The sequence below is a fragment of the Roseateles toxinivorans genome, assembly GCF_004362525.1.
Lineage (GTDB): Bacteria > Pseudomonadota > Gammaproteobacteria > Burkholderiales > Burkholderiaceae_C > Paucibacter > Paucibacter toxinivorans.
Genome location: NZ_SNXS01000001.1, coordinates 857,510 through 879,958, shown reverse-complemented (window position 1 = coordinate 879,958; position 22,449 = coordinate 857,510). Strand labels below are relative to the sequence as shown.

Below are 22,449 nucleotides of genomic sequence, written 5' to 3'. Positions count from 1 at the left end.
TGTCGGCGGCTAAAACAGAGACGTCGCGCCGATCCAGCCCAGGGTCTCACCGCCGCCGACGTCAAAGTGAAGAGGGTGCTTGTAGCGTCGGCTTGCGTCTGCCGTGCGATTCACTACTTTGCAGGCCTTGATCAGCCGGACCAACGAGGCCTGCAGATCACCGATGAACCAGCCTTTCTCTTCCAAGATGTCGGCGAACGTGGCCATGTCGATGTGTCGATCGCCGCCGCTCAGAAACTTCTGCCAGAACAGATCAACTTCGGCAGCCGAGGCATGGCCAGCTTCGAAGTCGACCATTGTGCCCGGCGCCCACAGCAAGTCCGTGCCCATGGATGCGACCTGTTTCTGATCGCGCAGCACGGCCCGCACCTTGGACTGCAACCGGTCGGCGTTCTCCGAAATCTCCATGAACTCCACCACACCCTTCGGATGCGAGGTGAGATAAACCATGTGGTATTTCGTGCGGTCACGCTCTGGGTTCAACACTCGAGCGTGCGCAGCTCTTGCTGGGCGCGACTTAGACTCAGGAACGCATAGCTTGAGATTCCTGCGGTACGCATGGACCAAGGCACGTTCGCGCTCCTGTGGCGTCAAACCCTCCACATCAAGATCCTCGCCAACGACGGTCGCCATTGTTGGCCGCATGCCTTCAATCGACATCGCGCGGTTGGCATGCTCGTACATCAGGTTAATCAGAAACTCTGACTTTGGCCGGCGCACCAGCGGCGCCAAGATGGGCACGGCGATCGGCGTGTAGCCCATCGGGTCTATGAAGAAGAAGGTGAAGGCATCCGGGCCAACCCATTCGAGGATCTGCTCCCGCAGCGCCACGAAGTCGCCCTGCATGCAGCGCGACTTGATGCTGCGCGGCGTGCCAGTAGCCAGGTAGGCCTGCAGCCTGCGGAACGACGACGCCTTGGCTTCGACATACAGGGCTCGGATCTTGACGTACACGCCCATGCTCGCGAGCTTTTGCCGACAGGTGTCCAGCGTCTTCAGCGAGATCGCGATCGACGTGGACTGCATGTCCTCAGACGGGTCGCCCCAAGGGCCAGCGAAGCAGTCGACGTAGCAGAGCTCAATGCTGGCGCCTCCGTTCTTGGACCCCATGCCGATGATGAGGAAGAGCTTCTCGAGATAGTCCTCTAGCAGCCGATGCTTGACGAGCGCCTGCTCACGCCCGTCATAGGCTGCCGGAATCAAGGGGGCCACGACATCGTCCATACGCTGCATCACTTCAGAAGCTGTATATCCAACCAGTATGCCAGCACTGGGCTATGGTCAACAACTGTCGATATTCCCCAAGATCCGTTGTCTAGGCAATAGCGCCGGATCCCGGCCGATGCCTTGGAAAATTTCTCGCTTTTCATCGGTATCAAATGCATACAACCGGCGTTCCCATGGGTGTGACAGGTCTTTTCGGCCACATAGGCGTTGCTCAGTGATAGCGTGTAGCCAGATGGCTGCTCCGGCCGGTGCCGCCCGGAGCACATGTGGCAATTCCTGAGTGGCCGCGCAGCAATGAGAGTACGGATTGAAAGATGGATAAGCGTAGTGACATGAAGCGTAGGGCGGGTAAAGATCGCCCCTCACAGCAGGATGTCGACAGGCTTGACATACCGGAGGTTGAGCGTGAATTCGGTAGCCCTGACTACGATCGCTTGACTGCGCTGGAGTTGGCCGGCGACCGTGCGGTCCACGCCTTCATGACGGGAGTTGAGGATATCCCCATCCAAGAACGAGATTCGCTTAAGACGCTTAAAGGTATGTTTGGCCCGCAATCCAAGCGGATTTCAATTGACGACATGAATGCGGCAATTGAGAAGTGTGGGGCGGGAACCAAGTGAACGCCGCACATCTCATGAGGTAGTCGCCTTGGACCGCAACGCCGTCATTCGCACTTTCATCACAGCTCAGCGATCCGCGCTGGATCGGCTGGAGTCGTTTGCCGGTACGCCGACGTACGAGCGTCTACTGGCAATCCTATGGACGTTCGCGGACGGTGATCCCGAACCTTGGCTCGCTGCCTGGCTAATCGAACCTAATGAAAGCCTTGGCGATCGGCCGCTTGATGTCGTCGGCCGACCGGGTGGCCTGGAGCTTCTCATTGCGCATCTCGAACGAATGGCCAGCGGTGTTTGCGCCTGATATGCAAGTCGCACTTGCTCAGTCTGGTTGGCCATCCCTGAGGGGGCGCCTGGACATCTCAGCTTCGGCCGACCATGCTTGGCGCTGAGATGCAGTCGCCTTTTCGGGCTTCTTGATAGGAAAAACGCGTAGGACGGCTCACTGATGGAAGATCCACGAAACAGCAGCCAGCGGAGTTGGGCGAACTTCTATTGGGCGTTGTGCGAAGTGGCGCCACTACATCTGCGGTCACCCGATTGCTTGGCAGAGTGTGCAGTCGCAGAATCGGAAGCTTGTGGCGATTGCTTCTGGTCAGACAGCCTAGACACGGTTCTCGATGTCTCCGACTTCAAATCCGCCGTAAGTCGAGCGGCGAGAACTTGATGACAAGCCAGCACCGTGGACCGCTCGGTCCAGCTCTTTAACAAACCGCTCAGGACATCCTGCGCGCCTTGGGCGTGCTATTCAGTTGAAAGTGAAGTCTGTGCGAGCTGGCCAGTTGAGAGTGAAGTCTGTGCGTGGCGGCCAGTGGAGGTGAATGTTGTGCGAGCCGGCCACGGGCAGTTTTCGCTGGCCGTTTGGGGCGTCCAAGAGAGCATCGGTACAGAGTTCACTTAGTCCGGCCAACTAGCTAGCCGAGCTGGGTCGGTCCTCAGAACGGCCCGCACATAAGTTGACATAACAATCATTGTCACCCAAACCGACAACAACGAGGCCCGCTGCCTAGGCCTCGCCTGAGGCCCTGGCCACCACGTAGATATGCCACACCGCAATGAACATCGCCGCGATCGCCGGGCCGATGACGAAGCCGTTGATGCCGAACACGGCCATGCCGCCCAGCGTGGTAATCATCACCAGGTAGTCGGGCATGCGGGTGTCTTTGCCGACGAGAATCGGCCTGAGCAGGTTGTCCACCAGGCCGATGACCAGTACGCCGTAGGCCACCAGGCCCAGGCCTTTCCCGATGGCGCCAGTCATGACGAAGAAGGCTGCGACGGGCACCCAGACCAGTGCGGCGCCGACCGCCGGCAAAAGAGACAGAAAGGCCATCAGCACGCCCCATAGCAAGGCGGCGCCGACGCCCAGATACCAGAACGCCAGCCCGCCGAGCAGCCCCTGAATAGCCGCCACCAAGAGATTGCCTTTGACGGTGGCCCGCACCACGGTGATGAACTTGCCCGCCAGCTCCCGCTTGTGCTCGGCCGCCAGCGGAATCGCGTCACGCACGGCAATGGCCACGCCGCGGCCGTCGCGTATCAGGAAGAAGGCCAGATAGAGGGTGATCACCAGGTTGGCGCCGAAGTCGAAGGTGTTCAGGCCGATGCTGAAGGCCTGGGTGGCGATGAACTGGCTGCCCTGCCCCAGAGCGGCCACCAGCCGGCGCTGCAGCGCGTCGAAGTCGCTGAAGCCGAAGTCATTGAGCAGGCTCGCCATCCAGGCCGGCAGCGCATCGAACACGCTGCGAAGATACTGGGCCGGGTTCCATTCACCGGTCTGGATGTGTTGATATACCAGGGCGGCCTCGCGGGCCAGCGAGGCGGTGACCAGCGCAAACGGCAGCACCACGATCAGCAGCACCGCCAGCAATGTCAGCAGCGCGGCGGTGGTGCGGCGTTGCTTGAGGCGAGGCAAGAGCCAGCGGTACAGTGGCGCGAACAGCAGCGCGATGATGGCGCCCCACAGGATGGCACCGAAAAACGGCAGCAGTATCCAGCCGAGGGCCAGCGACACCCCCAGCACCAGCAGCAGCAAGACCCGCTTTTCCAGCGGCGGATTCGGTTTGATTTCATCGGAGCTCATGGCTGGCCTGTCGGTATGCGGTGGCACGCATCCTACCGGCGCGCCGAGCCGCCGCGACTCAATCACTCCAGTCCCCGGCCTGAATGGCTGCCGTGATGTCGCGTCCGCATTGAATCAGCGCCGGGGCGAAGTTCTCGTGCAGCAGGGCGCCGGTCAGCCGTGCCGCGGCGCCGCCGACGGTCAAGGCCAGCGGCTCGCGGCCATCGCCCAGATCGACGCCCACGCCGATGGCCGCGATCTCGCTCTCCCACTCGGACTCGGAGCTGGCGTAGCCGCGGCGCGCATAGTCCTGCTCCGCCTGCTTCAAGGCGCCCTGCCGCTGCGGCCAGCTTGATGGGTCAAGTGTTGCCAGCCGCTGCGCCAGCAGCGCACGCATGCCGGGCGCCATGCAGCACCACATCGCGCGGCCCATCGCCGTCTCGGCCAGCGGCAGCCGCGTGCCGACATCAAGGCCGAGAATCAGGCGCGCCGTGCTGCGGCAATGGGCGACATAGACCATCGACGTGTCGTGCCGCACACCCAGGGACACGGCCGCCTGCGTGTGCTCGGCCAGTGTTTCCATGAAGGGCCTGGCGATGCGGCCGACCTCGAAATTGGTCAACACACTGAAGCCCAGGGACAGCACGGCCGGACTCAGCGCATATTCACCGCTGTCCGGGCGGTGGCGCAGATAGCCGAGGCTGGTCAAGGTGAAGCTCAGCCGCGAGACGGTGGCCTGCGGCAGACCGGTGCGGCGGGCCAGCTCCTGGTGGGCCAGCCAGCGGTCCTGAGGCTTGAAGCAGCGCAGCAACTCGAGGCCGCGTGCCAGCGCGGTGACAAAACGCCGGTCCTCGGCCGGATCGGCCTGGGTGGCCGGCGCCACACCGGTGCTGCGCTTTCTGCCCATCGAATCTCTCCAATTTTCTGCTGAGCGGAATATTAAGTCGATTCCTGTCGCCGACGCGACCGCAGCAGCACGATTGGCATCAGCTCTTACCCTTAGGTCGATTTACAGCGACCTCGGGCCTCCCTAAACTGGCCGCAGCGTTCCACTCAGCGGAATATCAAGATTGGTCCTCAGAAGCCCACGATGCAAGCCCACCTGAAGCACTGGCCACCAGGTCTGCCGCAGCATCTGAGCGTGCCGCAGACGAATCTGTTCTTCAATGTCGAGGTAGCAGCGGCGCGCTACCCGGACAAGCCCTTCATCGTCTTCTACGACACGACGCTGAGCTATGCCGAGTTCAAGCGCGAGGCCGAGCGCATCGCCGGCTATCTGCAGCATGACTGCGGCGTCAAGCCCGGCGACCGGGTGCTGCTCCACATGCAGAACAGTCCGCAATGGGTGCTGGCCTTCTACGCCATCCTGCGTGCCAATGCGGTGGTGGTGCCGGTCAATCCGATGAACCAGACCGAGGAACTGCGCCACTACCTGGCCGACAGCGGCGCGAGCATCGCCTTTGTGGCGCAGGATCTGCTGCCGCAATTGCAACCTCAGCTGGGGCAGGCGGGGCTGAAGCAGTTGATCGTCGCCACCTACAGCGACTATCTGCGCCAGCCGGCTTCGTTCGCGGTGCCCGAGTTCGTCAGCGCGCCCTGCTCCACCGCGTCGGCTCCGGGCCTGACGGCCTGGGCCGACATGCTGTCAGTCGGCCGCGAGCCCGGCCCGCTGACCGCCGGCGCCGATGATCTCTGCGTGATGCCCTACACCTCGGGCACGACGGGCCAGCCCAAGGGCTGCATGCACACCCATCGCAGCGTGATGAGCACGGCGGTGGGCGGCATCAACTGGTTCGGTCGCACGCAGGATGCGGTCTATCTGTCGGTGCTGCCCTTCTTCCACGTCACCGGGCTGTCGGGCAGCCTCAACGGACCGCTGTACATAGGCGCCACCATCGTCATCCTGCCGCGCTGGGACCGCGACGCCGCGGCCCTGTGCATGCAGCGCTACCAGGTCACCGTCTGGCAGACGATCTCGACGATGATGATCGACTTCCTGTCCAACCCTCGACTCGCCGAGTACGACCTCAGCAGCCTGGCCGGCATACGCGGCGGAGGCGCGGCGATGCCGGCCGCCATCTGCGCCAAGCTCAAGAGCCTGACCGGGCTGGACTATGTCGAGGGCTACGGCATGTCCGAGACCATGGCCGCCACCCACATCAACCCGCCGCATCGCCCCAAGCCGCAATGCCTGGGCATGCCGGTGTTCGATGTCGATGCCCGGGTGGTGGATTCGCTGACCTTGCAGCCGGTGCCACAGGGCGACACGGGCGAGATCATCATCCACGGCCCGCAGCTGATGCAGGGCTATTGGCGCCAGCCCGAGGCCACGGCGGCTGCGTTCGTCGAACTCGACGGCAAGCGTTTCCTGCGCACCGGCGACCTTGGCCGCATCGACGAAGACGGCTACTTCTTCATGACCGACCGGCTCAAGCGGATGATCAATGCCTCGGGCTTCAAGGTCTGGCCGGCCGAGGTCGAGGCGCTGATGTACCACCACCCGGCGATCCAGGAGGCCTGCGTGATCGGCGTGGCCGACGAACGGCGCGGCGAAACCGTCAAGGCGCTGGTGGTGCTCAAGGCCGGCCAGGCCGGAACGGTGACAGAACAAGACATCATCGACTGGTCGCGCGGGCAGATGGCCCACTACAAGAGCCCGCGCATCGTCGAGTTCGTTGCCGCCCTGCCCAAGTCGGGCAGCGGCAAGGTGATGTGGCGCGAGCTGCAGGAGCAGGCCGCGGCCAAGAGTTGACAAGACAAAACACAACCGGAGACAAGACCATGACGATCAAAGCCCCCTCCCCCCTGCGCCGCGGGCTCTTGCTGCTGACGGCCGCCGCCGCGCTGGCCCCCTGGGGCGCGCTGCAGGCGCAGAGCTATCCAACGGCCAAGCCCGTGACACTGATCGTGCCCTGGCCGGCAGGCGGGTCGACCGACCGCCATCTGCGCGCGCTGTCGGAGATCGCCAGCAAGCACCTGGGCCAGCAGATCGTGATCGAGAACAAGCCCGGCGGCGGCGGCACGCTTGGGCCCGGCACGATGGCACTGACGGCCAAGCCCGACGGCTACACCATTGCCCAGTTCCCGCTGGGCATGCTGCGCATCCCGCATATGCAAAAGACGCAGTGGCATCCGCTGAACGACTTCAGCTTCATCATCGGCGTGTCGGGCTATACCTTCGGCTTCACCGTGCGCGCCGACTCGCCGTACAAGACCTTCAACGAGTACATCGAAGCCGCACGCAAGCAGCCGGGCCAGATCAACTACGGGTCCACAGGTACCGGCAGCAGCCCGCATCTGCTGATGGAAGAGCTGGCCGGCAACGCCAAGATCCAGCTGAACCATGTGCCGTTCAAGGGCAATGCCGATCTGCAGCAGGCGCTGCTCGGCGGCCATGTGATGGCGCAGAGCGATGCCAGCGGCTGGGACAAATTCGTCGATGGCGGCCAGATGCGCCTGCTGGTGACCTTCGGCGAGGAGCGCACCAAGCGCTGGCCGCAGGTGCCCACGGCCAAGGAGCTGGGCTATGGCGTGGTCTCCACTTCACCCTATGGTCTGGTCGGCCCCAAGGGCATGGATCCGGCCGTCGTCAAGGCACTGCACGACGCCTACAAGAAGGCCATGGACGACCCCAAGCACATCGAACTGCTGGATCAACTGAACCAGGCGATGTGGTACCGCAATGGTGACGATTACCGCAAGTGGGCCGTCGAAACCTATGCCAAGGACAAGGCCCTGATCGAGCGCCTGGGCCTAGCGGCCAAGTAGGGCTCGCCCGTGGCTGACGCGCCGTTTCGCAATATCGCCGAACTGCTGCATGACCATGCGGCGGCGCAGCCGCAGCAGCCCGCGCTGATCCAGGGCGGGCTGCGCTACAGCTACGGCGAGCTGAATGCGCTGGTGGACCGCGTCGCCAGCGCCCTGCAGCGCGATGGTGTGGCGCCCGGCGAGGCCATCGCCCTGTGCGGCCTGTCCACGCCGCTGCAGGCGGCGATCTTTCTCGGTGCACTGCGGGCCGGTGTGGTGGTGGCGCCGTTGGCGCCGTCCGTCACGCCGGCCGACTTCGCCGCGATGCTGGCCGACGCGCAGGCGCGCTGGCTGTTCGTCGATGCCACGGCGGCCCGGCTGGTGCCGGGTCTTGCCCTGCCGCTGTGCATCGCACTCGATGCCGAAGCACCCGGCCGGGCTTTCGAATCGTGGCTGGCACCGCCCGGCAGCACACCGCAGCCGGTGACGCTGACGCCCGAGGCGCCCTTCAACATCATCTATTCCTCGGGCACCACCGGCACGCCCAAGGGCATCGTCCAGCCGCACGGCATGCGCTGGATGCATGTGCAGCGCGGTGCCGCCTACGGCTATGGGCCGGGCAAGACCACCCTGCTGGCCACGCCGCTGTATTCGAACACCACGCTGGTCGTGTTCTTCCCGACCATCGCCTTCGGCGGCACCGTGGTGCTGATGCCCAAATTCGACGCGGCGGGCTATCTGGCGCTGGCGCAACAGCACCGCGTCACGCACACGATGCTGGTGCCGGTGCAGTACCAGCGCATCATGGCCCTGCCGCAGTTCGGCAGCTTCGACCTCAGCGCCTTCGAGGCCAAGTTCTGCACCAGCGCACCGTTCTCGGCCACGCTGAAGCGCGATGTGCTGGCGCGCTGGCCCGGCGGCCTGGTCGAGTTCTACGGCATGACCGAGGGAGGCGGAACCTGCATCCTCGAAGCCCATAAGCACCCGGACAAGCTGCACACCGTCGGCCGCCCCAGCGAGGGTCATGACATGCGGCTGATCGACGAGGCCGGCATGGAACTGCCCGCCGGTGAGGCCGGCGAGGTGGTCGGCCATTCTCCCGGCATGATGGCCGGCTACCACGGCCAGCCGGAAAAGACCCGCGAGGCCGAGTGGTTCGCCCCGGACGGCAAGCGCTTCATTCGCACCGGTGACATAGGCCGCTTCGACGAGCAGGGCTTTCTGACGCTGTTCGATCGCAAGAAGGACATGGTCATCTCCGGTGGTTTCAACATCTACCCCAGCGACCTCGAAGCGCAGCTGCGCCAGCACCCGGCCGTGGCCGATGTGGCGGTGGTTGGCGTGCCCAGCGTCGAATGGGGTGAAACGCCGGTGGCCTTTGTCGTTCACGCCGCAGGCGACGCCACACCCGACACCGAGCTGCGCAGCTGGCTCAACGAGCGCGTCGGCAAGACCCAGCGCCTGAGCGATGTGCAAACCATTGCCGAGCTGCCGCGCAGCGCCATCGGCAAGGTGCTCAAGCGCGAACTCAGGGATCAGTACAACAAGGAGACAAAGGCATGACCGTGAAGCGCAGAGACTTCGCCCTGGGCCTGGCCGCACTGGCCGCCCTGCCCTCGGCCCAGGCCCAGGCCTGGCCCACCAAGCCGATCAAGATCATCGTGCCCTACCCACCCGGCGGTTTCACCGACATCACCGCGCGGCTGACCGCCCAGAAGCTGCAGGAGCGCCTGGGCCAGACGGTGCTGATCGACAACAAGCCGGGCGCCAACAGCGTGATCGGCGTCGATGCGCTGGCAAAGTCGGCGCCCGATGGCGCGACCTTTGCCGTCGTGATTGCCGCCTATGCGGCCAACACCAGCCTGTACCCGAAGCTGCCCTATGACCCGGCCAAGGACATTGCCGCGGTGTCGCTGATCGGCCTGTCGCCACTGGTGGCCGCCGTCAACAACGACGCGCCGTTCAAGACCGCGGCCGAGCTGATCGCCTACGCGAAGAAGAACCCGGGCAAGATCAGCTTCGGCTCCAGCGGCAATGGCTCGGCCGCCCATCTGAGCACCGAGCTGCTGAAGGCCTTGACCGGCAGCTATATGGTCCACATCCCCTACCGCGGCGCGGCGGCGGCCCTGACCGATCTGATGGGCGGGCAGATCCAGCTCTTTCTGGATGCCGCCTCGGGCCTGATCAACCCCGGCAAGACCGGCAAGGTGCGCCTGATCGGAGTGGCCAGCGACAGGCGCCTGCCGGCGCTGCCGGACGTGCCCACCTTCATCGAACAGGGTGTCACGGGCTTCACCGGCAGCACCTGGGCTGGCCTCTTGGCGCCGGCCGGCACGCCGGCCGCCATCATCAAACGCGTAGCCGACGAGGTGCACGCGATCGTGCGCACCGATGAGGTAAGGCTGAAGCTCGAAGCGATGGGCACCGTGCCGATGGGCGGCACACCGGCCGAGTTCGGCGCCTTCATCAGCAGCGAGACGGCCAAGTGGGGTCAGGTCATTCGCCAGGCCAAGGTTTCGGTGGATTGAGATGAAGCTTTTCGACTCGCGATTGGATGTCGATCCTTGGGGGCTCGCTGCGATGGGGCAGCAGAGGGGGCGGAGGGTCAGCCACTGCGGGCTGAAGCTTGGGCCGGTCCCTTCGGACCGACCTTCAGCTTCTTTATGCCCTCCGTGGCCGGCCCACCACCCCCTCTGCGGATGCGCTGGTGGCCGCCGACCCCGAGTCATGCGCGCGTCTCGCGCTTTGGCGAATCTGCACGCCGGTGCCAGCGGGGATGAGGGCGTGCCGGTCGCCGCGGGCATAAAGAAGCCGAAGTTCGGTCCGTTCAGGGCCGGACGATGCTTCAGCCCGCAGCGGCCGGCGCGCCCTCGTCCCTGCCGCTTCAGTATCTCGTGTGTCGCAAGACAAATTCGGTGGAGCCACTGAGATGGCCATCCTGGTGCTCAGCGACCCGCTGCCCTCCGCATCCTTCGTCGCCGCCCTGCGCGCGAAAGCGCCCGATATTCCCGTCTGGGACGAAACCGACACCCCGCCGCCGGAGCAGGTCGAGGCGCTGCTGGCCTGGCGGCTCAAGCCTGGCCAGCTGGCGCGCTATCCGAATCTGCGGGTGATCTGCGCCATCAGTGCCGGCGTCGAGAAACTGCTCGCCGCGCCCGATTTACCTGCGGACCTGCCGGTGACCCGCATCGTCGATCCGCAGCAGGGCCAGATGCTGGCGCAGTACGTGGTCGCCTGCGCGCTGCGCTTCACCCGCGAGCTGCCGCTATTCGAGACCCAGCAGGCGCGCGGCGAGTGGGGCCGGCGGCCGGTGCGGCCGTTCGCGCAGTGCCGGGTCGGCATCCTGGGTCAGGGCGAGGTGGCGCAGGCGGTCGCGCGGGCCTTCGTGCCGCTGGGCTATCCGGTGGCGGTCTGGGGGCGCGGCCGCAAGGCCTTCGACGGCCTGCAGAGCTTTGCTGGCGATGCCGAGCTGCCGCTGCTGCTGGCGCAGAGCGATCTGTTGGTCTGCACGCTGCCGCTGACGGCGGCCACCCAAGGACTGCTGAACCGACTGACCTTGAGCCAGCTGCCGCCGGGCGCGATGGTGATCAATGTCGGCCGTGGCGGCCATCTGGTCGAGGCCGATCTGCGCGCGCTGCTGGACGAGGGCCATCTGGCCGCGGCGGCGCTCGATGTGTTCGAGCGCGAGCCGCCGCCGGCCGACAACTGGGTCTGGCAGCACCCCAAGGTGCTGGCCACGCCGCATATCGCCGGCGAAGCCAGGCGTGCGCTGGTGGCCGAGCAGTGCCTGGATGCCTTGCGCCGCGCGCGAGCCGGGTTGCCTCAGCCGCTGGCGGTCGATCGCAAGGCTGGCTACTGAGGACTACTGAGGCAATTCCGAAAACACCACCCTCGCCTTCAACCCACCGGGCAAGGCGCCGTTGGCATTGGGCAGCAGCAGATGCACGCGGAAAGTGCCGCTGGCCGCGTCGATGATCTTGTCGATCATCGTCACCGTCACCGGGTAGCGGCCATCCAGCGGCTTCTCCGGCAACACCTCGGCCTTCATGCCAAGCTTCAGCTTCGGATAGAGCGCCGCAGGCAGCAGCACCGACACCCGCAGCGGGTTGATCTGCGCCAGCCGAAGGATCGGTTTCTTGCCGTCGCTGGGCTCGGTCATCTCGCCCGGGTACTGGCCCTGCTCGATGACCACCCCGTCGATCGGACTGCGCAGCTGGCGCTGGTTGACCTGGGCACTGGCGTAGTCCAGCTCCAGCCTGGCCAGTTGCCTGTTCTCGCGGGCCGATTGCGCATCGGCCTGGGCAATGCGTTGCTCGACCTCGGCGTCTTCGCGCTCCTGGGCCGTGCCGTAGTTCTTCTCGGCCAGCTCGGCGCGGCGCTTGAACTTGCGTTCGGCATACTGCACGCGGCTGTCGCCGGCCTTGACGGCGCCGTCCATCGTCGATTTGTAGCGGGCCAGCTCGGCGGCCGAGCGCTCGACGCTGGTGTCCAGGCTGACGATCACCGCGCCCTTTTTGACCACACCGCCCCGCGCAGCATTGACCTGCGAGATCAAGCCAACCACCGGACTGCGGATGTCTATCGTCTGCGAGGGCTCGATCAGGCCGTCGAATTCGTTGGCGCGACCGGCCGCGTGGGCATCGGCGAGAAGGGCCAGAAGAAGGGCCGGCAAGGCGCGGCGATAGGACGAGCGGTGGTTCATGGGGTACCTGTTTCTCTACTCCGCACTGCCCGAGAACGCCAGCTGATGGCGCATCTGCTGGTCCTGCTTCAAGGTGGCGCGGCGTTGGCGCGCATTGGCGGCTTCGGCGTGACTTTGCACGTGTCGCCGCAGCGCTTCAATAGCCCAGACGGGCCATGCGCCCTTCCCCAAGCGTTGGCTCAGCGCAATCATGGCGGCACCTGCATGGCGCAGTATCAGCTCGTCGTCCAGCGCCACGATGGCGCGCACACTGCCCGGGTCGCCCTGGCGCGCGCAACGGCCGTAGAGCTGACGGTCGATGCGCGAGGATTCGTGCCATTCGGTCAGGATCACATGCAGGCCGCCCTGGCGCAGCGCATGTTCGTGCAGGCGGATGTCGGTGCCGCGGCCGGCCATATTGGTGGCCACCGTCACCGCCGCCGGCGCACCGGCCTCGGCAACCAGCTCGGCCTCGTCGGCATTTTGCAAGGCGTTGAGCACGCGGTGCACGATGCCCGCCTCGCTGAGCGTCGCACTCAGCGCCAACGAACAGCGCACCGAACGCGTGCCCACCAGCACCGGTCGCTGCTGCGCGATCATGGCCTTGACCTCGTCGACCACCGCCGCCAGCTTGGCCGTCTGATCGGGCAGCAAGCGCGGAGGCAAGACCTGGCGCCTGGACGGGCGATTCGGCTCGATGCGCAAGCAGGGCTGGCCGAACACCCAGGCCATCTCGCGGGAGGTCTCGCGTATCGTGCCGCTCATGCCGGCCAGGCGCAGATAGCGGGCGAAGAAGCTCTGGTAGGTGATGCGCGCCAGCGTGACATTGCCGCCGCTGACGGCGCAGCCCTCCTTGACCTCGACCATCTGGTGCAGGCCCTGCTCCCAGGTCCGGTCGGGCAGCATGCGGCCGGTGAACTCATCGACGATGACGATCTTGCCCTCATGGACGACATAGTGCTGGTCGCGCTTGAACAGGTGCAGCGCACGCAGGGCCTGCAGCGCGTAGTGCTCCAGCATCCAGGAGGTGCGCCAGACCTCGGAGCCCTCGGCATGCAACTCGGCGAGCTGGTGCAGCCGGTCTCGGCCGGCCGGGAGCAGCTCGATCCGTGCCTCGGCCAGCGGCAGCTCGTAGTGGACATCGGGCTCCAGCGAGGCGGCCGCGTCCAGCAGCTGCCGGTAGACAGCCGCATCGCCTTTGCCCTCACGCTGAGCAGACAGTATCAGCGGCGTGCGCGCCTCGTCGACGAGCACGCTGTCGGCCTCATCGACGATGGCGAAATGCAGGCCCCGCAGGCGCAGCGGCTCGCCGGCCTGCAGGCCGCCATGCAGCTGGCGCACCGCCATCTGCGCGCGGCTGTGCAGGCCCCGGGCATTGACGCGGTCACGCAGATAGTCGAACACCAGGTCCTTGTTGGTGCAATAGGTCAGCGCCTGGGCGTACTGCCGCGCACGCTCGTTCTGCGCCACGCCGCTGTGCACCACGCCGACCGACAGGCCGAAGAAGCGGAACAGCGGCAGCATGGTCTGCGCATCCCGCTGGGCCAGATAGTCGTTGACCGTGACCACATGGGTGGGCACGCCGGCCAGCGCAGCAAAGCTGGCGGCCAGGCCGGCGGTCAGGGTCTTGCCCTCGCCGGTGTCCAGCTCGACCAGGGAGCCGCGGATCATCGTCCAGGCAGCCAGCAGTTGCGGTGGATGCGGGCGCAGGCGCAAGGCGCGAAAGGAGGCCTCCGACAGCGCGGCCAGCGCCCGCGCGGCAGCCGTCTCATCCAGAGGGGCGAAGGCGGCCTTGGCCGCGCGGCGGGCGACCTCGCACAGGGCAGCATCGTCCAGCGGTGTCATTGCCGACGCTGCCGCAGCCGCGGCCGCCAGCAGCACCTGCTGGGCGCGGGTCGGGCTGGGGCGCAGCGACAGCAGAGCCATCGTCGCGAAGCGGTCCAGTGCCGAGGTGTCGGTGTGCGCACGCTCGGCGAACAGGCTGGGCGCCAGCTCGACATGGCGTGGCGGCCAGTCGGCCATGCCCGGCTCCGCAAGCTCCGACAGCGCGCTCATGCCTTGAAATAGCTCAGGAATAGCCGCCGCGCCGCACGCCACAGCCTTGGTGCCAGCGGCTCCATCGCATGGACAAAGCGCACCGCGACCCGGCCGCCGACGAGCCTGTGCGGGAAGTCGGCCGGCAGCGCCAGCTCGTACTCGAAGTGCGAGACGAGGGCCTTGCGACCACTCTCGTCGCGCGGGTCGGTGGGCACCGCCCCGCCGCCCTGGCGGCCCAGCGCGGCGCTGGGCAGCTCATGGCTGGCCGCAGGAACGGCGCTGACGATGCGCGCGCTCCAGACCCGGTCCACATCGAAAGGCAGGCGCAGCTGGATCTCGGTCTTGCCGTCCCGGCGTATCGCCTCGGCCGCGCCCTGGTCGACGATCACCCGCACCCTTGCCGGCTCGTCGGGCATCACATGGCCCAGCAAGTGGCCCTCGCGCAGGTAGCGACCGTTCAGGTCATTGGCACCGTCCAGCCACAGCCGGCCGGCCGCGGCGGCGCGTATCTCCAGTCGGTCGGCCCGCTGCCGGTGGTGGGCCGAGGCGGCCAGCTCGCGGGCCAGCTCGACGCGCAACTGCTCGGCACGGGCCGGATCATCGACCAGGGCCGCATCGACCCGGGCGCGGGCCGCCTCTTCGCGCGCAGCCTGCACCGCCTGCACACGTTCAACGGCCGGATCGTGCAGGCGGGCGACCAGATCACCCGGCTCCAGCCACTGCCCAGGCTCGGCCACCAGCGCTTCGACGAAACCTGCCTGACCGGCGCGCAGCTGGGCACGCTCAGGCAGTGACAGCACGCCATCGACCTGGGTGCGATAGGGAAAAGGCAGCACACCCAGCAGCAGCGCCAGCGCGGCCAGCGCCGCAAGCACGGCACGACGCGCCGGCGCGCCAGCCTCGTTCTTCAGTACCATGCGCTGCAGCCAGGCCAGGCCCTTGTACAGCGGCACACCGAGGCCGGTGACCACGCTCCACAGCGCCAGCGCCATGCCGACGACGAAGTACTGCGTGGCCACAAAGGCGGCGATCGAGAACATCACGATCAACCGGTAGGCGAAGGACAGCGGCGCGTAGAACAGGAACCATCCGGCCTCGCCGCGGGCCGCCACCGGCGAATGGGCGCGTCCGCGCTTCAACAGATAGCGTTCGATCAGGTAGATCCAGTACTGGCTGGCCCGTGGCGCCAGGTTCGGAATCTCCAGCGCATCGCTGGCGATGTAGTAGCCGTCGTAGCGCAGCAGCGGGTTGCCGTTGAACAGCACGGTGCTGACGCTGGCCAGCACGGCCACGTCATAGGCCAGCGCACGGGCAACACCCGGCTCCAGCAGCAGCCACAGATAGAAGGCCAGGGCCGCCACCGCCAGCTCGACCAGCATGCCCGCGCCACCGACCAGCATGCGCGCCCGCTTGTCGGCAAAGGTCCAGGCGCTGGACGCCTCGACATAGGGTACGGGCAGGAAAAGCAGCAGCATCACGCCCATGTCGTGCACCTCGCCGCCATGCAGCTTGCAGGCAATGCCGTGGCCCAGCTCGTGCAGCACCTTGACCAGCGGGAACAGCAGGGCCAGCAGCAGCAGATTGTCCATGGCCAGCAGCTGCTCGCCGAAGTTCTGCGTCAGCTCGTGCCAGTGCAGACCGGCCAGCAACAGGGCCGGCGCCACAAAGGCCATCCAGGCCAGCGCCCCCCAGCGGTTGAGGATGGGATTCAGTGCGCGGACCATGCGGCCCAGCAGGCGGTCGGGATCGACCAGCGGCAGGCGTATGGCCATCGGGTTCAGCCAGCGCTGGCGCCAGCGTTGGCGCGACTGCTTCGCCTCGCGCTCGCGCAGCTCGGTCAGGTCGGGCATCGTGTCGGCGGCCAGCAGATCGAGGCCGTGCAATTGCCCTAGCAGGGCCAGTATCTCTTCCTGGCTGGGCGTGTGCTCGCCGGCCTGTGCGGCCAGCCTGAGCCACAGCTGCTCCAGCGTCGTGCGGCCATCGAGCAACCGGATGATGCGATACGCCGGCGCATCGAAGCGGTGATATTTGCCGTTGATGCCGTCCTCGACCACATACCAGAGCTGGTCGCGGTAGCGGTGCAGATGGACGCGCAGTGCATCGCGCAGGCGCGGTGCCAGCGGCGCCACGCGGTACCAGTGGCTGTTGACCAGCTGGGCACCAAGGCGGTCGGCAGACGCCGAGGCGTTCACAGTCCCAGCGACCACAGCGTGTACCTCGCGCCATCGATGAAGCGGTGCAGGCCCACCCACAGCAGGCTGTGCTCGCCGGCCTCGACCTTGGCCACACCCTCCATGCCAGGCTGTATGCGTGCCAGCTGGGCGGGCGTGGCGTTCAGCGCCGCCTCGACGCGGAAGGCATTGACGCCATTCTCGGTCGTCGCCACCGGTGCAATGCGGGCCACCCGCAAATCAAAATGCTCGCCGGCCAGGCCGCTCAGCACCAGCTCGCCGGCACGCTCGCTGCGCAGCCGGGTGATGTCGCGCTCGTCCACCTTCAGCACCACACGGTAGCTGTCCAGCGGCGCGATCTCGAACAGCACCTTGCCCTGCTCCACCGGTGCGCCGAGCTGCTGGCTCAGATCGCCCTTGACGACCACGCCGTCGAAAGGGGCGACGATGCTGGTGCGGGCCAGGCGTTCACGCACCAGGGCCAGTTCGGCCTGCGTCTGCTGATGCTCGGCCTGGGCCAGGCGCACGGCCACCGCGTCGGAACGGGCCATCGCCTCGCGCAACTTGCGCTCGGTCAGCTCGGCCTGGGCCGTCCACTTCAGGTCTTCCAGTTTCAGCTCCCTATCGTCCAGCCGGGCCAGCACATCGCCCTGCTTGACCGCATCGCCGGCGCGCGCCTTGGCCTCCTGCACAAAGCCACCGAACGGCGCGACGGCTGCGCGCTGCACCCGGCCCTCAATGGTCGCCGGGGCGCTGACGCGGTGCTGCACCGGCACCAGCGCGGCCAGGGCCAGCGCCACGGCAAGGGCCAGGCCGGCGAGCTTCAGCCCGGCATGACGTGGTCCCAGCAGCGCGGCCCGTGCATCGACCCAGGCACTGTGCGCGTGGCTGGCCAGGTTGCGGCGCGCCAGCCTGTGCAGGGCCAGGCCGGGGGCCAGCGCCAGCGCCGCCGTCTGCACAAAGTCGTAAAGCTCGGTCGTGGGTGGGCTGTCGAAGGCCAGCAGCAGCGCGGCATGGGTCTGGCCCTGATGCTGCAGCGGCAAGACCATCACCGCTGCGGCGCCGGCCTCGCGACAGTAGTCGGCCAGCGCACTGGCGGCCAGCAGCGGGGCCTCATGAGCGCTGCCGGGGGTCGGAAAACACTGCGCTTCGCCCAGCAGCACCGCCTCGCGCATCGCCTCGCGGGCAACGGTCAGCAGATTGGAGCGCTGATCGAAGCCGGCCGAGCCTGAGACGCTGACCAGCTCGATCTGCCGGTTGTCGGCCCGCGCCAGCATCACGCTGCGGCTGGGCAGTGCCTGGGCCAGCCGGTTGACGACCCAGCGCGCAGCATCTTCGGCCGCGGCCTCGTTCATCACACCCAGCAGCAGGTCCTGCAGCAGACCGGAGCGACCCAGCTTGTGCTCGCGCTCTAGCAGCTGGCGGCGGTCGAACAGGCCGGTCAGCCAGCCCGCGCCCCAGTGCAGCAGGCGCAGCGCCTCGCGCATCGCGGCGTCTCCGCGCACCACCACATGGAGCACGACGACGCCATAGCTTTGCTGGGCACCCAGCAGCGGATAGGCCCATTGCGCCAGACCGTCGCCCTCGTCCTGCATCGCGCCGCGGCGCTCGACCAGCGCCTGCTGGGCGATGCCGGCCATGAAGGCCATATCGCGCTCCGGGTCGGGCCAGACGGCGGCCGGCGCATAGCTGTCGCCCTGTTCGTGCAGCAGCAACAGCCCTGCCTGGGTGCCTGGAATCCACTGGCACAGAATGCCCAGCCAGGCCCGGCACAGCTGCTCGGAGGTGCGCGCATTGGCCAGCAGCGACCAGAAGTCGGTCGCCATCTCGGGCTCATCGCCCGAGCCGAAGCTGGCCATCACCCGTGGCTCGCTGGCCACCGCGCCCACCACCCGGGCCGAAGCTGCGCCGCCGCTCATTGCTTCAACCCCGTGCGTTGCGGCGGCGCAGCGGCACGGCGACCACCGCCAGGCCGGCCAGACACAGCAGCCAGGCTTGGGGTTCGGGCACGGCCGAGGCGATGACGGTGGCCACGGTCCCGGCCTCCAGATCCTCGTCCAGCGTCGAGTAGGCCAGGCCGAGTATCAGTGCCGTGCTGCCGCTGCTCAGACCGGCGTTGGTGAACGAGAAGCGCAGCACGCCCTCGCCCGCAAACGTGGGCAGTACGAAAGGGTCGGGGAACGGCGGCGCGCCCAGCGCCCAGGTGATGACGAAGACACCGGGCAGGTTGGTGCCGACGAAGGTGCCTGCGCTGAAGTCGGGCGCCGTGCCGGCATAGCTGAAGGTCGGCGCAGCGTCGAGGCTCAGCTTGGTGGCGTCATAGGCCAGGCCCAGGTCGAAGCTGATCAGCTCCAGCGGGTCGCTGCCGAAGTCCACCTTGAAATCAACCAGCGCATGGGCGCCGGGGGCCACCATGACGGGGCTCTGCAACGGGGTCAGTGTGATGGCGGCCTGGCTGGGCGAACCCATCAGCGCCAATGAAGCGGCGAGCGGTGCCAGGGTTTTCTTGAGCAGGGAGGCTATAGTATTCATAAGATTCTCGTTTCACAGTTCAAGGGTCAGGACTTGCGCAGTTCGACGGCCGCTGCCGGTGCGGCACTCACCGTCCAGGCATTGACCTTCCTGGCCGGTGCCTGGGCTTCGGCCACCCAGCTGTCGAGCCAGGCACCGTCGGCCGCGCCGAGATCGAAGCCGCTGGGCTTGCGATCCAGGCTCAGCGACACGCCCTGGACCGTGGGCTTGACGGGGATCGCGGGGATCTCCTTCTGCATCACACCGCCCAGATGCAGGTTCAGTCGCGCCGCATCGCTGGCCTGCACCGCGCCATTGGCCGTGATGTCGCCAAGCAGCAGCGGGTCCAGCAGCGGCCAGGCGGCAAAGCCGCTGTCCTGCTTGCCCGCCACCCGCTGGATGCGCTGGCTGTCCACCGCCGCATAGGCGCCATCACCGCTGGCGTCGCCGATATAGGCCACCACATGGAGGCCTGCATCGCTCTTCACTGGCTTGGCGCCATTGTCGATTTGCGCGTTGCCGAGGGTCAACAGGTTCGAAGAGCCATAGACGGCACTTTGAGGAACCATGGCCTGCAGATGGCCCAACACGATGCGACCGGCCGGCAGCGCACTGCTGGCGACTATCGTGACCTTGGCCTGGCCTGGTGTCGTCAGATCCACATCGACGGTGCTGCCCGCCGGCAGGTTGCCGCCGGCCAGGCCGGTGATGTTCAGCAGCGCCGCGTCGTAGTTCAGGGTAAAGCTGATGCGGGTGGCACCGGCGGCGTTGTCCAGGGTCAGCGGGAAGTTGTACCCGGAAGCCGCGATGGCCAGCGTCTGACCCGGGCCTCGTGCCACTTCGCCTATGCCCAGCACCGCAGCATTGCTGGCCGCGACGACAAAGCTCCTCTGGTAGTTGCCGCCGGCCGTGCCGTCGGCATCGCCATCGAGCAGCGCGCCGATCTTCGTCGTCACGCCGTCGTCGCGCGAGGCCAGGGTCACGGTATACGCGCCCTCGCCCAGCACGCCGCCGGTGCGCACAAAGGTGAAGCCCTTGCCATCGGCATCCAGCACCAGGCTGCCGGCCACCAGCGCACCACCGGGGCCGGTGACGATCAGGTCACTGGCGCCACTGGCCGCACCGGGTGCCTCGCTCTGGCCGCTGTACAGGTTGAGCTTGGCGGCATCGACGGCCTCGGTGAAGCGCAGCTTGAAGCCCGAGTCGGTCTGCGTGAAGCTGCTGACCTGTAGCGGGGCCGCGGCGCGATTGATGCTGAAGGTCCGCACATAGGCGTCGCCGCCGGTGCCATCGCCATTGCCGTCCAGCGCATTGCCGGCGGTGTCGAACAGGCTGCCGGCCAGGGTCAGTCGGTACAGGCCATCGGCCAGAGGGCCGTTGACCAGCTGCAGCGTGAGGTCGGTCGCCGGATAGGAGTAACCGGGCTTCAAGGCGATCAGTTGGTCGTCGGCCGTGTTGAACAGGCCATCGGCCCCGGCCGAACGCAGCTCGTAGTTGGCCGCGCTGCGTGCCGACACACCGTCCAGCGTCTCGCTGAACTTGATCTGCAGGCTGCTGAAGCGCTGATTGATGTTCCCTCCATCGACCGGCAGGTTCGAGATGCTGACGACCTTGGGCGGCGTGCGGTCCTGCGAATCGCCCTGGAACTCATAGGCACCGATGTCATGGAAGTCCAGACCCGGCTTGGGTTCCCACATCAGGGACGCCGCATTCGACAGATTGGACTGGCCGTCATAGGCCGCCAGCACATAGGTCTGGCCATTGCCGGCCGAGACGCCCACCGTCGGCGTCAGCCCCGCCGCGCTCTGACCGTAGTCGAAGCGGAAGCGGCCGTCGCTGAACAGCGTGACCGAGAAGTTCACCGGGTTGGCCGTGCCCTCCTGCACCGCGGCCCAGCGAATCGTCACCTGGCCGCCCACCGTCTTGTCCACATAGACATCGCGGCTGGTATCGGCGCTGTTGGTGGCCAGGTTGTCCCACAGCGGCGCAATACGGGCATTGCGCAGCAGACCGTCCAGCGTGTTGCTGTTGCTATTGCCGGTATCGGGGCCGGCGAACTGCAGGAAGCCGTTCACATCGACCCGCACCGAGGTGTAGGTCTTGCCGTAGAAGTTGAAGCCAAAGGGAAGGCTCAGCTGGGCCGAGCTGTCGGTGTGGCGCAGCGGCAGCTTGGTGCCGACATCGGCAAAGCTGCTGCCACCCATCGCAATGCCCACGTACAGCGGCAGGCCCTCGCCGGTGTTGGCCGTGCTCGGGTCGTCACGGCGCGGGCGGCCTTCGATGTCCAGGCTGGTACCCGTCCACATGCTGCCCGCGTCGATGGCGGCCGAGCCGGCGCGCAGGCCGAAGTTGTCGTCGCTGCCGCCACCGGTCGTCACGCCCTTGTCGCCGAGCACATTGTCGGCACCGTCGATGTCCAGGAACATCGGGTTGCCGGCCTTGCTGCCGGCGTCCTGGCCGGAGGCGAGCCTCCAGGCGGCCAGGCTGCCGGCCTGCGTGCCGTTGATCAGGCCGACGTTGCCGCCCGCCAACGGGGTGTGGAACAGATTGAAGTCCGACTTCAGGCTGGCCCCACCGCTGATGACGTTGACACCGTAGCCGCTGTTGACCCAGATGATGTTGTTGTACAGCTTTGCGTTGCTGCCGTTGACGCGGACCGCATCGCCCACCTCCTGGTAGATGGTGTTGTTCCGCACCGCCTGCGCGCCGCGGTCACCGGTGATGACGACGCCGGCATTGGTATTGGCATAGACCAGGTTGTTCTCGATCTGGCCGCTGGCGGTATCGGCAATGCCGATGGAGTTGCTGTAGATCCGGTTGCCGCGCGCCGTGCCGCTGTTGAGCGTGATGCCGGTGGTGTTGCTGTAGGCCTCGTTGTTCAGCGCCAGCCCATTGCCGTCGACGCGGATGCCGCTGAGATTGCCGTAGGCCTTGTTGCCCGAGGCCTCGGCATTTGCGCCGCTCAGCGCCACACCATGGGTGGCCGCTGCCAACTGGTTGTAGACCTGGTTGCCCATCACCCGCGTGTGGTTCTGCGCATCGATGCCGGTGCCGCCGTTGTCATGCACGCGGCTGTTCTGCACCGTGATGACGCGGCCGGCGCTGTTGCCGGAAACGTAGATGCCCTTGCCGGTGTTGCCATGGATCTCGCTGTTGTCGATCATGCCGCCATCGGCGCTGAGCGACACGCCGCTGGCATTGCCCTGCACCACCGCATCACGCAGCAGGAAGTCGTCATTGCCGCCGGCAATGCTGATGCCTGTGGTGTTGCTGTAGATCCGGCTGGCGATGACGCTGACGCGATCCGAGTCCACCCCGGCGGCCGCCAGCACGCCGGTCTGCGCGCCGGTGAGGCTCAGATTGCGCAGGGTGACGTTGTCGGCCCCGAGGAACTGG

16 protein-coding genes are annotated in these 22,449 nt (G+C 66.7%); 7 read left to right on the top strand and 9 right to left on the bottom strand.

What is annotated here, in order from left to right:
- Nucleotides 1-9: 9 nt before the first annotated feature.
- On the bottom strand, nucleotides 10-1,224 hold the full coding sequence (tcmP, locus tag DES47_RS03930) for a three-Cys-motif partner protein TcmP (RefSeq protein ID WP_166651843.1): 1,215 nt from the start codon (nucleotides 1,222-1,224) through the stop codon (nucleotides 10-12).
- A 317-nt stretch (nucleotides 1,225-1,541) separates the two neighbouring features.
- Between tcmP and DES47_RS03925 the strand changes: the two genes are divergently transcribed.
- Both DES47_RS03925 and DES47_RS03920 read left to right on the top strand, forming a co-directional pair.
- Nucleotides 1,542-1,847: a hypothetical protein gene (locus DES47_RS03925; RefSeq protein ID WP_133699328.1), complete on the top strand. Its 306-nt coding sequence runs from the start codon at nucleotides 1,542-1,544 to the stop codon at nucleotides 1,845-1,847.
- Nucleotides 1,848-1,875: 28 nt separating this feature from the next.
- On the top strand, nucleotides 1,876-2,148 hold the full coding sequence (locus DES47_RS03920; RefSeq protein WP_166651842.1) for an antitoxin Xre/MbcA/ParS toxin-binding domain-containing protein: 273 nt from the start codon (nucleotides 1,876-1,878) through the stop codon (nucleotides 2,146-2,148).
- 702 nt (nucleotides 2,149-2,850) lie between these two features.
- On the opposite strand, the gene DES47_RS03915 is transcribed toward DES47_RS03920, so the two are convergent.
- Nucleotides 2,851-3,927, bottom strand: a complete 1,077-nt coding sequence (locus tag DES47_RS03915) for an AI-2E family transporter (protein ID WP_133699326.1) — start codon at nucleotides 3,925-3,927, stop codon at nucleotides 2,851-2,853.
- A gap of 58 nt (nucleotides 3,928-3,985) precedes the next feature.
- On the bottom strand, nucleotides 3,986-4,813 hold the full coding sequence (locus tag DES47_RS03910; protein WP_133699325.1) for an IclR family transcriptional regulator: 828 nt from the start codon (nucleotides 4,811-4,813) through the stop codon (nucleotides 3,986-3,988).
- A 183-nt stretch (nucleotides 4,814-4,996) separates the two neighbouring features.
- Here DES47_RS03910 and DES47_RS03905 point away from each other — a divergent pair, with 183 nt between their 5' ends.
- The 5 genes from DES47_RS03905 to DES47_RS03885 all read left to right on the top strand — a co-directional run bounded on the left by DES47_RS03905 (nucleotide 4,997) and on the right by DES47_RS03885 (nucleotide 11,512).
- On the top strand, nucleotides 4,997-6,658 hold the full coding sequence (locus DES47_RS03905; protein WP_133699324.1) for a long-chain fatty acid--CoA ligase: 1,662 nt from the start codon (nucleotides 4,997-4,999) through the stop codon (nucleotides 6,656-6,658).
- A 29-nt stretch (nucleotides 6,659-6,687) separates the two neighbouring features.
- On the top strand, nucleotides 6,688-7,674 hold the full coding sequence (locus tag DES47_RS03900) for a tripartite tricarboxylate transporter substrate binding protein (protein ID WP_133699323.1): 987 nt from the start codon (nucleotides 6,688-6,690) through the stop codon (nucleotides 7,672-7,674).
- A 9-nt stretch (nucleotides 7,675-7,683) separates the two neighbouring features.
- Nucleotides 7,684-9,216 (top strand): class I adenylate-forming enzyme family protein, encoded by a 1,533-nt coding sequence (locus DES47_RS03895; protein WP_133699322.1) that lies wholly within the window; start codon nucleotides 7,684-7,686, stop codon nucleotides 9,214-9,216.
- Nucleotides 9,213-10,181, top strand: coding sequence for a tripartite tricarboxylate transporter substrate binding protein (locus tag DES47_RS03890; RefSeq protein ID WP_133699321.1), 969 nt, complete (start codon nucleotides 9,213-9,215; stop codon nucleotides 10,179-10,181). Before DES47_RS03895 ends, DES47_RS03890 begins: the two co-directional genes overlap by 4 nt.
- A 401-nt stretch (nucleotides 10,182-10,582) precedes the next feature.
- Nucleotides 10,583-11,512, top strand: coding sequence for a 2-hydroxyacid dehydrogenase (locus DES47_RS03885; protein WP_133699320.1), 930 nt, complete (start codon nucleotides 10,583-10,585; stop codon nucleotides 11,510-11,512).
- Nucleotides 11,513-11,515: 3 nt separating this feature from the next.
- On the opposite strand, the gene DES47_RS03880 is transcribed toward DES47_RS03885, so the two are convergent.
- From DES47_RS03880 to DES47_RS28625, 6 genes are all read right to left on the bottom strand, one after another.
- A complete protein-coding gene (locus DES47_RS03880; RefSeq protein WP_133699319.1) occupies nucleotides 11,516-12,355 on the bottom strand; it encodes an efflux RND transporter periplasmic adaptor subunit in 840 nt (279 codons plus the stop codon).
- Nucleotides 12,356-12,370: 15 nt separating this feature from the next.
- Nucleotides 12,371-14,389 (bottom strand): preprotein translocase subunit SecA, encoded by a 2,019-nt coding sequence (locus DES47_RS03875; RefSeq protein WP_133699318.1) that lies wholly within the window; start codon nucleotides 14,387-14,389, stop codon nucleotides 12,371-12,373.
- Nucleotides 14,386-16,578, bottom strand: a complete 2,193-nt coding sequence (locus DES47_RS03870) for a PqqD family peptide modification chaperone (protein WP_133699317.1) — start codon at nucleotides 16,576-16,578, stop codon at nucleotides 14,386-14,388. Before DES47_RS03870 ends, DES47_RS03875 begins: the two co-directional genes overlap by 4 nt.
- Nucleotides 16,560-18,461 (bottom strand): efflux RND transporter periplasmic adaptor subunit, encoded by a 1,902-nt coding sequence (locus tag DES47_RS03865; protein WP_133699316.1) that lies wholly within the window; start codon nucleotides 18,459-18,461, stop codon nucleotides 16,560-16,562. The genes DES47_RS03870 and DES47_RS03865 overlap by 19 nt, the downstream gene beginning before the upstream one ends.
- 4 nt (nucleotides 18,462-18,465) lie before the next feature.
- On the bottom strand, nucleotides 18,466-19,074 hold the full coding sequence (locus DES47_RS03860; RefSeq protein WP_133699315.1) for a hypothetical protein: 609 nt from the start codon (nucleotides 19,072-19,074) through the stop codon (nucleotides 18,466-18,468).
- A gap of 26 nt (nucleotides 19,075-19,100) precedes the next feature.
- On the bottom strand, nucleotides 19,101-22,449 hold a 3,349-nt coding region (locus tag DES47_RS28625), incomplete at its 5' end, for a right-handed parallel beta-helix repeat-containing protein (RefSeq protein ID WP_208114894.1).

Bases quoted from the DNA above. Each gene is read 5' to 3' on its own strand.
- tcmP (WP_166651843.1), bottom strand. From the start codon at position 1,224: ATGGACGATGTCGTGGCCCCCTTGATTCCGGCAGCCTATGACGGGCGT.
- DES47_RS03925 (WP_133699328.1), top strand. From the start codon at position 1,542: ATGGATAAGCGTAGTGACATGAAGCGTAGGGCGGGTAAAGATCGCCCC.
- DES47_RS03915 (WP_133699326.1), bottom strand. From the start codon at position 3,927: ATGAGCTCCGATGAAATCAAACCGAATCCGCCGCTGGAAAAGCGGGTC.
- DES47_RS03910 (WP_133699325.1), bottom strand. From the start codon at position 4,813: ATGGGCAGAAAGCGCAGCACCGGTGTGGCGCCGGCCACCCAGGCCGAT.
- DES47_RS03905 (WP_133699324.1), top strand. From the start codon at position 4,997: ATGCAAGCCCACCTGAAGCACTGGCCACCAGGTCTGCCGCAGCATCTG.
- DES47_RS03900 (WP_133699323.1), top strand. From the start codon at position 6,688: ATGACGATCAAAGCCCCCTCCCCCCTGCGCCGCGGGCTCTTGCTGCTG.
- DES47_RS03890 (WP_133699321.1), top strand. From the start codon at position 9,213: ATGACCGTGAAGCGCAGAGACTTCGCCCTGGGCCTGGCCGCACTGGCC.
- DES47_RS03885 (WP_133699320.1), top strand. From the start codon at position 10,583: ATGGCCATCCTGGTGCTCAGCGACCCGCTGCCCTCCGCATCCTTCGTC.
- DES47_RS03880 (WP_133699319.1), bottom strand. From the start codon at position 12,355: ATGAACCACCGCTCGTCCTATCGCCGCGCCTTGCCGGCCCTTCTTCTG.
- DES47_RS03875 (WP_133699318.1), bottom strand. From the start codon at position 14,389: ATGAGCGCGCTGTCGGAGCTTGCGGAGCCGGGCATGGCCGACTGGCCG.
- DES47_RS03865 (WP_133699316.1), bottom strand. From the start codon at position 18,461: ATGAGCGGCGGCGCAGCTTCGGCCCGGGTGGTGGGCGCGGTGGCCAGC.
- DES47_RS03860 (WP_133699315.1), bottom strand. From the start codon at position 19,074: ATGAATACTATAGCCTCCCTGCTCAAGAAAACCCTGGCACCGCTCGCC.